11 protein-coding genes are annotated in these 12946 nt (G+C 33.8%); 3 read left to right on the forward strand and 8 right to left on the reverse strand.

The features are described 5' to 3' along the window. Positions 1-291 precede the first annotated feature (291 nt). Positions 292-732 carry a hypothetical protein gene (locus tag RST01_RS00650; protein WP_244946630.1) on the forward strand — a complete coding sequence of 147 codons (441 nt, stop codon included), beginning with the start codon at positions 292-294 and terminating at the stop codon, positions 730-732. A gap of 346 nt (positions 733-1078) precedes the next feature. Here RST01_RS00650 and RST01_RS00655 read toward each other — a convergent pair whose 3' ends face one another. Next, positions 1079-1789 carry an ankyrin repeat domain-containing protein gene (locus RST01_RS00655; protein ID WP_147193430.1) on the reverse strand — a complete coding sequence of 237 codons (711 nt, stop codon included), beginning with the start codon at positions 1787-1789 and terminating at the stop codon, positions 1079-1081. Between the two features lie 1097 nt (positions 1790-2886). Beyond that, positions 2887-3759, reverse strand: a complete 873-nt coding sequence (locus RST01_RS00660) for a YitT family protein (RefSeq protein ID WP_147193431.1) — start codon at positions 3757-3759, stop codon at positions 2887-2889. 688 nt (positions 3760-4447) lie between these two features. Between RST01_RS00660 and RST01_RS00665 the strand changes: the two genes are divergently transcribed. Further along, positions 4448-5305, forward strand: coding sequence for a manganese catalase family protein (locus tag RST01_RS00665; RefSeq protein WP_147193432.1), 858 nt, complete (start codon positions 4448-4450; stop codon positions 5303-5305). 440 nt (positions 5306-5745) lie between these two features. On the opposite strand, the gene RST01_RS00670 is transcribed toward RST01_RS00665, so the two are convergent. Genes RST01_RS00670 through RST01_RS00685 form a run of 4 tightly spaced genes read right to left on the reverse strand, consistent with a single transcriptional unit; the run spans position 5746 to position 9397 of the window. Then, positions 5746-6510, reverse strand: a complete 765-nt coding sequence (locus RST01_RS00670; RefSeq protein ID WP_147195038.1) for an IucA/IucC family C-terminal-domain containing protein — start codon at positions 6508-6510, stop codon at positions 5746-5748. Then, positions 6491-7324, reverse strand: a complete 834-nt coding sequence (locus RST01_RS00675) for an ABC transporter ATP-binding protein (protein WP_147193433.1) — start codon at positions 7322-7324, stop codon at positions 6491-6493. Before RST01_RS00675 ends, RST01_RS00670 begins: the two co-directional genes overlap by 20 nt. A gap of 16 nt (positions 7325-7340) precedes the next feature. Further along, positions 7341-8396, reverse strand: a complete 1056-nt coding sequence (locus RST01_RS00680) for a FecCD family ABC transporter permease (RefSeq protein WP_147193434.1) — start codon at positions 8394-8396, stop codon at positions 7341-7343. After that, positions 8393-9397 (reverse strand): FecCD family ABC transporter permease, encoded by a 1005-nt coding sequence (locus tag RST01_RS00685; RefSeq protein WP_147193435.1) that lies wholly within the window; start codon positions 9395-9397, stop codon positions 8393-8395. Before RST01_RS00685 ends, RST01_RS00680 begins: the two co-directional genes overlap by 4 nt. Before the next feature lie 174 nt (positions 9398-9571). On the opposite strand from RST01_RS00685, the gene RST01_RS00690 reads away from it, so the two are divergent. Next, a complete protein-coding gene (locus RST01_RS00690; RefSeq protein WP_147193436.1) occupies positions 9572-10558 on the forward strand; it encodes an ABC transporter substrate-binding protein in 987 nt (328 codons plus the stop codon). 270 nt (positions 10559-10828) lie between these two features. Here the strand turns inward: RST01_RS00690 and RST01_RS00695 are convergent, their stop codons facing one another. Together RST01_RS00695 and RST01_RS00700 are read right to left on the reverse strand one after the other, a co-directional pair. Then, positions 10829-11509 (reverse strand): hypothetical protein, encoded by a 681-nt coding sequence (locus RST01_RS00695; RefSeq protein ID WP_147193437.1) that lies wholly within the window; start codon positions 11507-11509, stop codon positions 10829-10831. Between the two features lie 374 nt (positions 11510-11883). Continuing rightward, positions 11884-12909, reverse strand: coding sequence for an NADH:flavin oxidoreductase/NADH oxidase (locus RST01_RS00700; protein WP_147193438.1), 1026 nt, complete (start codon positions 12907-12909; stop codon positions 11884-11886). Positions 12910-12946 lie beyond the last annotated feature (37 nt).

The raw sequence follows: 12946 nt of genomic DNA on the forward strand, positions 1-12946 counted from the left end.
GAAACTCCTGCATTCATCTATCTTTTTTATATAACAAATGAACTCATTACTATAAAATAAAGTTTTTGTATGTTCAACTAAAACGCCAATGAACTAACGCCTCCAATTGTTTAAGTATTACTTATTGACAAATATTAGATATCAACTATATTCTCTGACTTGAATAGATTTTCTTTAAAATAGTTAACAAAAGAATGCTCATTCTCTTCCATATTTCTTGCTGCTCCACAAATACTCGACTTAGTCTATTTTGGTTAAGATCCCAATTCTTTAAGATTAGGAGGCCTTGAATTGATTCGTTATAAAAGAAGATTACGAATGAAGGATTTAGAAATTTTTATGCTTTTTAAAGAGGGTACTTCGATGGGATATTTAATCATTGAAGATACGAAAAGAACGTTAAATTCAGCTGAAAAACAACTTCTACCTTTTAAAATTATGGACGAAGATGAATTAGAAGAGTATAAGAATTTGATTAAGATTTATATTTTAGCTGATGAAGAATTATCAAAAGACGATAAATCAATTTTTGAAGAATTTGCGATGGATTTAGTTGATGAAAAAGATTATTGTGCCTACATACTAGAATCATATGTAGATGAGCAATTCTTCTACGTTTCTCAAGTTGATTTAGAAGTAGAAGATTATAAAAAAATGCTTAAAATTGTTAACTCTTCTTACGATATTTCAAATTTAGATTTAAAAAACTTGAGTTATTTATCACAAGAATAATAATATTTAAGTAAAAGAAGAAAAGGTAAAGGCATCACGAGGATGTTTTTACCTTTTCTATGATTAGGTGAACAATTTTATTTAGTCAATCCACAACTTAATCAATAATTGAACCATTGGATAAAGGGATTAACTTGACAGTTAAATGTGGAATAAAACTTCTGCCGGTTGAATGAGTAATCAACGATTAATATCAATTTCATTATTCTTTATTGTGCCTCCAATAAAAGCTTTGCCAGTGGGAGGGATATCTGAAGAAGATAAAGCGGGAATTACATTATTGTCTATTATTTATAGTAGTATGTTTCTCTTGTACCGAATGGGATTTAATACAATATAGACCTAGTTATTTTGCCCCTGCTTTTAATAAAATTTTTTCAATCTCTAAATAGCCTTTTTTACGTGCATGTTGTAAAGGTGTCACCTTTTTGGTGTCTGGAATGTTCACATCTGCTCCATGTTCTATCAGCAATTGAACCGTTTGTTGCTGCTTTTCGTCCCCATCATTCAAAATAATCGCTTCTAATAAAGCCGTCCATCCAAGATTATTGACATGATTTACATCAATATCCGTATGGGTGAGTATTTCTTTTATTACATCTATATATCCATGTTCTGAAGCAGGGATTAAAGCAGTTCCTCCATACCGATTTGTAATAGTCGGATCGGCCCCTGCTTCAATTGTAAGTTTTAAAATATCTATATATCCTTCTGCACCAGCATACAGGAAAGGGTTGTTTTTCATATCATCCCTAATATTCACATCTGCTCCAGCTTTGATGAGAACTTTTGCGGTTTCTACATCATTGTTATAGGTCGAAATCATAGTAGCAGTCCTATCTTTTGAGTCTTGTGCGTTGATATTCGCCCCTTTCTTGATGAGTTTGCTTACAGTATCTACCTCTCCATGTTCCGCTGCTTGAAGCAACTGCTCATTTAATCCTTTGTGCACGATTCTCATCTCCTTTTCTTGTTTTTTTGGTTCGCCACTAATATTTGAAATACAACCTTGAAGCAAGAGAATACAACCTATAAACGCTATCATCCACTTCCACATAAATATTCCTCTCAATTCTAATTTTATTGTTACCCTGCTCTTTTTACATGATGACAAAAATTTTTTATATCTAGCGACTTATATCGGAAAACGCGTACGTTAAATATATAATTCATTTATTCTACTCTTTCCAAAGAACAAGGGATCCTTGTATAAGAGAGCTAATGCCTACCACAAAAAATGTTCGTTGCATTAAAATGGATACTTATGCTATCGATAATTGAAATAATCCCACGACCACAATAGCTAGCCTGCATACCAACCTTTTTCTCTTTAAGGGTTTTATAAGTTGGGATAAGTTTGATTTAAAACAATGATATCTTAATAGGCAGTATATGAATAATATTAAAAAAATTAATTTTACTTATTTTTTTCATATAGAAAGTGGAACTTTCCTTTAAGGGATATTATCCGAACACCATATTTTAGAGCAATTGTAGAAGAAAGATCTCTGGAGCTGTTTAAAGAACTCATAAGTCATATCTTCTGCCTCCGTTATATCGAATAATCTCAATCCATTTCTATACTTTATCACCGTTGTATAATCTCTTCTATTTCGGTGAGTCTTCAGAGATAGTAGTTTAGATGAGGAACTATTTGATGATTGGATTTTATAGCATAAATATAAAAATAGACTCTTATAAAGAGAGGATATTTTTTAAGTAAATTATTACAACAAATATTTGGCCATCTTACCATCTTGGCTGAATATGAAGATAAAAGCCCTTTGTGTAAGTGTGATTGTGGTAATCTTGTGACTCGAAGCAGATCACTACTTTGTAATGGGACAGCAAGTTCTTCGTGTGGCTGTTTACAAGGAGAAACTATCGCATAAGGCATATCAAGAAAATGATTATATAAAAAGACAAAATTCACTTGAAGTTGAAAGTGAATTTTGTCTTTTTCTAGCTTTAAAATAATGTTATCTTAAAAATACCTTGTAACCTGTATTACATTAAAAGGACTCATTTTGTGAAAAAAAGTTGACTCAAATGGGTTCTTTCTTTGTGAAGTAATGTTATCGCGATAATTATGGAAGTTCTTATTCAAAGATACTGCTCTTTACAGTATAAGTGTTATATTGACAAAACTTTTATCTAATGAATATCATTCTTTCTAAAATTACCGCCCTTTACTTCTGATACCTCATAAACAGTAACAAAAGATTTTGGGTCAATTTCATTTATAATTTCCTTTAGTTTGGTTTCTTCTAAGCGATTAATGACACAGCTGATTTCTTTAAACTTTTCGTGGGAAAACCCGCCATAAACCTCGTTAAACGTTGCACTTCTACCTAAGCGGTCGCGTATAGTTTCTACCATTAATTCAGGTTGACTTGTGATAATTTTAAAGGTTTTAGAACCACTCAAACCTTCCTCCACAATGTGAACTACTTTAGAAGCTATAAAGTATGCAATTGCCGAAAGAATTGCTCCTTGTAAACCAAATACGGTTGAAACAACTATAAATACAAACACGTTTAAGAAGAGAATGAAATCACTTGTCCCAAATGGTAATTTTCGCGATAGAAGTACGGCAAGCATGTCAATTCCATCTAATGCACCGCCATTACGTAAGGCTAGTCCCATCCCAAAACCAAGAATAATACCACCAACAACCGTAATCAACAAAGTATCCCCTTGAATAATTGCCGGCGTATGGTGAAATAAGATGGTGCCAAACGATAATGAAACAATGCCGATAATCGAAAATAGGGCAAAAGTTTTTCCGATTTGTTTATAACCCAACCAAATAAAAGGGATATTTATGATGGCAATGAGAGCTCCCAATGGTAGTCCAAAAAGTTCAGAACCCACAATGCTTAGCCCAGTCACCCCTCCATCGGATACATGATTTGGAATTAATACTGTTTCTAGTCCATAGGCAGCTATAAATCCCCCTAAAATGACTAATAATCCTCGAATAATTATTTTTAGTTTATTGGTCTTTTGTTTTTTGCTTTTCTCCATAAATTCCTCACTTCTAGTCTTTTTTAAAGTATAACACATTTTATTCTCTGCATTGTAGCCATTCCTCAAACTCAAAGTAGGGATCTTAAGCAATATTGTTTCCCTTCTAGTAAAATTCCTTCAAAGGATTTTAAGTAGCTGTTTAGTGAATATCTTATATGATTTACCAGAACGTCATATCAGTTTCAATCCATCTGAATGATCCTTGCAACTAGACTTATGCGAGACAAACAAATTTAAATGAAGATTGTTAGGAGATACTATGGATTACATACACTCGCGTTTTGGCTCTGGAGCAGTTCTACATGCAGTTTCCTATACAGAAACAGGTACCGTTTAGTTTTAGTATATTTATACTCAAATTCTTGCTAATCGAATGAGTTAATTTGTAAATATCCTTGATTTATTCTATGAATTATTTTTAAAAATCCACCTATACTATCTTTGTTTAAAAAATGGCGAAAAACAAGAAAAGGACGTGTAGAAAGTAAGGGTTTACTTAGCAGAAATCCAAAAATGCATTAAGATGAAGTATTTAGTGTTTGGACCGGTTTAACTACAAGCTACGGCATGATTTCTGGCTTTCAAACTTTTTCTAATAGTGTATATGACGAAGATGTTAAAAAATAATTGAAGAAATTACATGTAGATTATTTTAAAACCTATTAATCCGAATCGAGGGATGTAAATGTATTATTACAAAAATGAATTAATTAATATTATTAAACCTGGCAAACCAGATCCACAAGCAGCACGGGTCATGCAAGAAATATTAGGTGGTCATTATGGTGAAATGAGAACCATGATGCAATACTTTTTCCAAAGCTCTAATTTTAGAGGCAAGGAAACACAATATCGTGATTTACTTCGTGGCGTTTTCTTAGAAGAAATAGCTCACGTAGAACTTGTTCAGAATACAATTAATCAATTACTTAATGATTCTGGGGAATCTTCTGCACCGGGCAACAATGGTTTGGATCAAGCACCATTAGATGATGCTGTTAGACATGCAAATCCACACCATTATATTATGGCAGCTCAATCATCTTTACCTGTCGATGCTTCAGGTAATCCGTGGAATGGCTCATGGGTGTATGCACATGGAAACCTTATTGCAGATTTATTGGACAATTTAGTTCTTGAATCAACTGGTGTCCTTCAAAAGACACGTATTTATGAAATGAGTTCTAATCAGACTTTTAGAGAAACACTTGCATTCCTAATAGTTCGTGACAATGCTCACCAAAATGCATTTGCCAAAGCATTAGAAACTTTAGGTGTAGATTGGGGTAAACTATTCCCTGTTCCGAACTATGATATCAACAAATATCCTGAATGTAGAAAGTATGTTGAAATGGGCTATCATAATGCTCAATTTAATTTCAGATTAGACCCGACACGTATCGGTGAAATCTTTCAAGGGCAATCTCCAAGTAGAAATGGCGGAGAATTAAATGTAACTCCTCCACCAGAAGGATTCCCTGTGCCGGTTTTGCCAGAAATGCCAAATGAGCATAGCCCAGGTCTCAATGATATGAATAATTAATTCACCTATTTTCTGCTGTAGCGTGTGACAACGGTACAGCTTTTTATTATTGAGAAGTTGACTTTTAATGACAAATAACAATCAAAATTACATTAAGAGTGGTTCCATAATGGTAATTTGTTGAAAAATACCTTAAGAGGATTCTTCAATTGTTAGTTGAAGAGAGAATGAAAAAGATTCCCTTTGAGTGTTGCTTAAGCTCAATAGCTTTAATAAAAATATCTTGTTAATATGCTGCGGCATGGAACATGAAAATGTATTTAATGAACCATCAATTTCTAGATGACTATTCCCCTACCATCCCATTGTTATCTCGATCATCCTTATATCGGTATAATTAGACTATAAACAAAAACAAATATAGCTATGCCCTAATTTCAATCAGTAATCAAAAAATTGCATTAAAAATAAAGCGTTCTCCTATTTAGTGGAGAATCGCTTTATTTTTTATCTACTCTACCCTTAATACCACTAAGTGGACATGTGTTACAGCTCCTGCTTCCGTTCTTTAACCTATAAGATAAACAACATGTTTTTCTTTGTCTGATGTTGACATTGTCATTAACAAAATCGTAACCGTACTTTTCAAAAACATTTGAGTTAGAAATACCTAAAACATTTTCAGGTGCTTCATGAATAAGGTAATGGATATCTTCCTTAGCACGAATTCTGATTTCTAAGTTGTCATGAGTCGAAAGATTCTCATAAAGCCAATAAATATAAATCACAATATTTTCCCAGAGAATATCCTTAGAGATTTTAGCTTCTTTATTTAGATGGTTCACTATAAGAAATAAATGTTCAGCAAACAGTTCCTTGATGCATTCTTTTCTCCATTCATTTCTATCTTCAGTTGAAGCAAAAGTTGTTGTTTGGTTAAAATAAATCTTGGGAAGCCATTGTTCCTGATTTCCAATATTCTCTAAGGAAATGTTTTGAAATGAAATATCAAGCTTTTTATTATAAACAGTCATTGAATAAAGAAAGATAACAGCTAAAAATGCATATCTCTTCATAAAAATAGAGGCTGTTGTTTGGAGGTTTGGTGCTACCATCAAATTCGATAGTTTCTCCAAATAAATAGAGAGCATATCCCTGTCCATTAATTGCGCTAACTCAATCGAAAGCTCTGATCGGCTCTTTGTTGAAGTAAATCGAAATTCTCGTAATTTTTGTTTCTCCTGCTCAGTAAGATGCGACTCCATTTAATACCGCTTCCTCTTTTAAAATGCTTCGTCCTTTTCCGTATGGAATACACATGGGTGTTCCAAAAATTGGATCACGGATGATTTCACTCTCTAAATCAAAGACATTTTTCACGAGTGACTTTGTAATAATATCTTCAGGTTTCCCTTTTTTATATACTGTTTGATTACGAACGGTAATAATATAATCCGCATATCTGCAGGCTAGATTAATATCATGTAACACCATGATAATTGTTCGCTTTTGTTGTTTATTTAGTTTATATAATAAATCTAATATTTCTATTTGATGAGTTAAATCTAAGTAAGTAGTTGGCTCGTCTAATAAAATAATATCCGTATTTTGAGCTAGTGTCATAGCAATCCAAGCGCGTTGCCTTTGACCGCCAGATAATTCTTCGATAGGTTTATCCTTCAAATGTTCAACTCCCGTAGATATTAAAGCATTCATAACGATTTCTTCATCTTCTTGTGACCATTGACTATGCCAACTTTGATGAGGGTATCTCCCCTGCTTAACAAGCTGTAAAACGGTCAGTCCTTCTGGTGCAACCGGGGACTGTGGTAGAATAGAAAGTTCTTTAGCAACTTGTTTATTTGTAAGTTTGAAGACGTTTTTCCCATCTAATAATATGGAGCCTTCACTTGGTTTTAATAGTCTAGCGATGGAACGTAGAAGTGTCGATTTACCACAACCATTAGAACCAATTAAAATTGTCACTTCGCCTACTGGAATTGATAAGTCAAGATTATTTATAATAATAGAATTTCCGTAGCTAAGCGTTAGAGATTTTGCTTCAATTGTTTCTGTCATATTTTCTCGGACTCCTTTATTTTTTGGGGTTTCTAAATAATAAATAAATAAAGTAAGGCGCACCAATAGCGGCGGTGAAAACGCCTGCTGGTACTTCAAGTGGACTGAAGGCAGTACGACCTATAACATCTGCAATCATTACTAGAAGTGCACCAATTGTAGCGGCAGTAGGAATTAAAACACCAAAAGATGAACCTACTAGTCGTCGTGCAATATGCGGTGCCATTAATCCAACAAAGCCAATAGCTCCAGCAAAAGCAATGGCCCCTGCAACTAAGGCAGTACTCAACAATAAAAGTAAGAAACGCATTTTTTGAACGGAGTGTCCAAGGCTAGATGCAGTGTCATCTCCGAATTCTTGAACATTTAAATGTCTCGTTATAAAGAAAGTAATAAGCAACAAAAGAATTGTCCAAGGAATAAGCATTTTTACTTGATCCCAGTTAGCTCCACTAACGCTCCCTGTAATCCACATATTCGCTTCAGTTGCTTTATAGATTGGTCCAAGCAACATTAGCATCGTCGTCATTGCCTGCATAAATGCAGATACACCAATACCGATTAAAACGAGTCGAATTGGTGTAATACCATCTTTCCAAGCGAAAATATATACTAAAAATCCAATACTAGTAGCGCCGATAAATCCTGCAACAGGAAGCCATTGAATACTTACCGTTAATGAATGGTTCGAATCACTGAAAATAGCTAAAAAGGCAACCACAGCAGCTCCACCACCAGCCGAAATCCCAATAATATCCGGAGACGCCAGTGGATTTTTTATCATTCCTTGTAATATTGCACCAGCTACAGCTAAAGCCATCCCTGCAAAAGCAGCGATAAAGATTCGGGGTAATCTAAAATCTATAACGACTAACTGGTCAAAATCATTACCTCCACCAAATAAGATTTGTAACACGTTCAATGGATTAATATAGGAATCCCCAACTGAAGCGCTAAAAATGAATATCGCTATCGTTAGGAATACTAAAAGTATGATTTTCTTATATGCTTTTATATCAAGCAGAAAAGATAGTCGATCTTTAAGGAGTCTAATTGTTTTGAAGTGATTCATGCTTTTTTGAACCCCTTTCTTGCAATGTAAATAAAGAATGGTGTTCCAATGAATGCTGTCATGACTCCGACAGGTACCTCTTGAGGCATGATTATATAACGGGCAGCCACATCTGCTATTAATAACAAAATACTCCCTAATAACGCTGCCATAGGTATTAGCCACTTATGGTCATTACCAATACATTTTCTAGCAATATGTGGAATGACAATTCCGATAAAACCGATTGGACCAGCAACTGCAACAGAGCCTCCAGCAAGTAGAATAACGATTATACCAACAATTACTTTGATAAAACCTAGATTCAATCCCAATCCTTTTGCTATATCGTCGCCTAGTGCAAGTACATTCATTTTAGGAGAAATGAATAAAGCAGCAATCCAACCTAAAGCTAGATATGGAAAAACAGAGGTTAATATCTCTAATTTTCTTCCTTGCACGGAACCTGCAAGCCAAAATAATACTTGGTCAAGTTCTGCCTCGTTGGTTGCTAGTAAGCCCTGAGTAAAAGATGAAAATAGTGCACTCATAGCAGCACCAGCTAAAGTGATTTTAATAGGAGTCATTGCGTCCCTTCCGGAAGAACTTATTCCTAAAACTGCAATTGCAGCAATAGTAGCTCCTAAAAAGGCAATCCAAGCAAATGACTGTAAACCAGAAATTTTAAAGAAAACCATAGAGAAAACGACTGCAAATCCCGCACCTGCATTGATACCTAAAATACCAGGCGAGGCTAGCGGATTTTTTGTTAGCGTTTGCATAAGAACGCCTGTTATAGCTAAAGAAGCTCCAACGCTTGCAGCGATTAATGCTCTAGGAACACGTAAATTTCTAATAATAATATGCTCATTTGAGTGGTCAAATTGAGTAAAAGCATGTAATGCGGTTTCAATAGAGGTATCTGCGTAACCATATACAATGCTAATTCCTATACATAGTATCAGGATGATAACGCTAATCAATAAAGCTAATGTTTTCGAAATAGTATTATTAAATATCATATGTAGTTAAATCTCTTTCCTAAATTTAATATTCAAAGCATATGAAATAATTTCCTAAATAGTTATTGACAACGAAAATATCGTGCCATATGATTATTACAATACAAGTGATAATGATTATCATTATCGAATTTCATTTTTAATTTTATCACATACATTGGAGGAAGAAAAGAGATGCCAAGTACATTTCGCAAATTGATTGCACTGTTAGCAATCATTGCTGTATTTACACTAGCTGCTTGTGGAAATACAAAAGAAAAAAATAAAGACCAAAATGCTTCAAAAGAAAAAATAGTTTCATATTCGGTTAAACATGCAATGGGATCAACAGAAGTTAAAGGGATGCCAAAACGTATTGTTGTATTAACAAATGAAGGAACAGAAGCTTTACTAGCAATGGGTGTAAAACCAGTAGGAGCAGTAAAATCATGGGCAGGAGACCCTTGGTATGATCATATTAAAGATAAAATGGATAATGTTGAAGTAGTTGGCGAGGAGGGCGCAATCAATATTGAAAAAATTGCTTCCTTAAGACCCGACTTGATCATTGGTAATAAAATGAGACAAGAAAAGGATTATGAAAAACTAAGTAAAATCGCCCCAACTGTTTTCTCAGAAACATTACGCGGTGATTGGAAAGAAAACTTTGAACTGTATGCTAAAGCCTTAAATAAAGAATCTAAGGGAAAAGACGTTTTGCAAAAATACGACGATAAAGTAAAAGCTTTAAAAGCTAAACTTGGAGATAAAACAAACCAACAAGTATCAGTTGTTCGCTTTTTGGCTGATAAATCTCGAATTTACTATACTGACTCATTCTCTGGTGTCATTTTTAATGAGCTTGGATTTAAACGAGTTCCTGAACAAGACAAAATGTTTAAAGCTGACAGTAAGCTAGGTAACCTTGCTATTGAAGTAGGAAAAGAAGCTATTCCTAAAATGGATGGTGATCTAATATTCTATTTTACATACCTTCCAACTGGTGATGATACAGCATTAGCAACTGAAAAAGATTGGACAAATGATCCACTATGGAAAAATCTATCAGCAGTTAAAAAAGATCATGCATATAGAGTCGATGATTCTATTTGGAATACAGCAGGTGGCGTACTAGCTGCGAATTTAATGCTAGACCAAATTGATAAGATTTTCTCAAAATAACATTATTAAAATAAGACCCGGTTGGAAAATAGAGTATTTTCTATCCGGGTTTCTTTATGGGTAAAAGTAGATTATTTAGACTAGCATATTCACCTTAAATATAGGTAATACAGGTATAAACTTTACTATAACTCCCCTAGATATCAGATGAAGGCAACCTGTAGATATTTTCGTTTGTAAATTTCACGATGCATTAATCATTTAGCTTAATATTTTTAAAAAACATTTATCCTTTGCTAAAGATACTGTTCTAAAATTTATTTGTAAATTTTAGTCTTTAATAAATGAATAAATATCATTCTCGGAAAGATCAAATAAATTCATCCTAATTGTGTCGTAATGTGAAGATGAAATCTCTAATACCTCTCTAAGGGAAACACTGATTAGATAGTAATTTCCATCTTCACTAGCTAAGAAATCTCCATCAGATAAATCTCTTAAATGTAACATTCTACGGCCTTTTACTTTTACTTCAAATACATCACTCGGATTAAATTTTTTAATCCCTAAAGATAGCATAATTTCTTTTACATTTTCATCCATTTCCTTTTCTTTCACTTTAATAAAATCAATATTAATTTTATTTAGATTTAAATCAGATAGAATTAATTCATTATCGGATGAAACACCAGCAATTACTCCCGAGCTAAAAAAAATCTCAAGTTGGGTTTCATTGCTTGTTTTTTCATTAAATATTTTTATACCAGTAATAGAAAAATCTTTCTCATCTTTTTTTTCATATTTTCTTATAACTTCCCTTTTATATGAAACGCCAAAAGAATAATCCGAATCTCCAATTACAGGAACTATATCTTGCAAGATTCCTTCCATTATTTGTTTCAGATAAATCGAATATTCGCTTGGTAGTTTTTCTAAAACGGCTATCAGCATTGCATTAAACCTGTTTACATCAATTTCAATACATTCTTTTTTACGAAAAAAATTGAACAATTTCAGCCCTCCTTGTAACGTCGTCATGTACTTTCTGTAGAATAAATTTAACATATTGCTATTTCAAATAGGGTTTGCGGTGATACAGCATATACATCCGTTGTCGGGTATGTATATATTATTCTATTCTTTTTTCAACTTGTACAGTGGGATATATATCTTTTTTATCCTAATGTTTTAGCGAAGTTCAACTATTTAATTTTCCTTTCTATCAGTATTTATATTATTCTTACTCTTTTCATAAAATCTCTAATATAAAATATATAAGTTTATAATATAAAAAGATGATGTCCCAAATTGCAGACATCATCTTTTAACTTATAAAATTAACGTATTACCTTAGTAAAGCACGCTATCTGAAGATATTAAGGCATTTATCTAAAACCACGTTCATATTGTTTGGGTTCATTTATTTCCTTTTTAAGCTTAGCAGCTGCATCTAATGCCCAATATGGATTACGCAACATACCACGACCAACAGCAACTAAATCAGCTTCTTCGTTCCCGATTACAGCATTGGCTAGAATAGGATCATCTAATCTTCCCACTGCAATAACTGGAACATTCAGAGCTTCCTTGATTTTACGAGCTAGCGGTACTTGATAAGCTGCCTGTGTACCAGGTCTACCCCCTGCACCAATTGGCCCTTCTCCACCTGAAGAGATATGGAAGATGTCTACGCCTGCTTTTTGGTATTCTTTCGCAAATTGAATACTTTCATTAATGCCGTATCCCCCATCCACATACTCACTTGCAGATATTCGCATAATTAATGGCATATTTTCAGGTATCTCTTTTTTAGCTGCTTCAATAACTTCCCGGCCAAACTTAGTCAGATCTTTTCCATATTCGTCCTCTCTCTTATTTGTTAAAGGAGAATGGAATTGATGAATTAAATAGCCATGAGCACCGTGAATTTCAATGGCATCAACTCCGGCTTTTACTGCACGTTCTACAGCCTTACGGAATTTTTCGACCATTTCTTTTACTTCATCAGTTGAAAGGGCTCTTGGTGTCTTAGAATTTTCATCGAATGGAATTGCAGAAGCAGAAACCGGTACGTCTGCATCTTCTGCTTTACGTCCAGCGTGAGCAATCTGGATACCTACTTTGGCTCCATGTTGGTGGCAAGCTTCTACAATGCGCGCTAATGGAGCAATCTGTTCATCTGACCATAAACCTAAGTCAAAGTCGGTAATCCGTCCATCAGGTTCTACATCTGTCATTTCTATAATAATAAAACTTGTTCCCCCAATTGCTCGAGATACATAGTGTATATAATGCCAATCTGTAGCAATGCCGTCTTTCTTTTCAACGGAATATTGACACATAGGAGGCATGACAACACGATTCTTTAACTCTAAGCCTTTGAACTTATAAGGACTAAATAAATGTTCCATTTGAAAACTCCTTTTTCTTTAAATTTAATCGATTTAA

It is taken from the genome of Rummeliibacillus stabekisii, assembly GCF_007988965.1.
GTDB classification, from domain to species: domain Bacteria; phylum Bacillota; class Bacilli; order Bacillales_A; family Planococcaceae; genus Rummeliibacillus; species Rummeliibacillus stabekisii.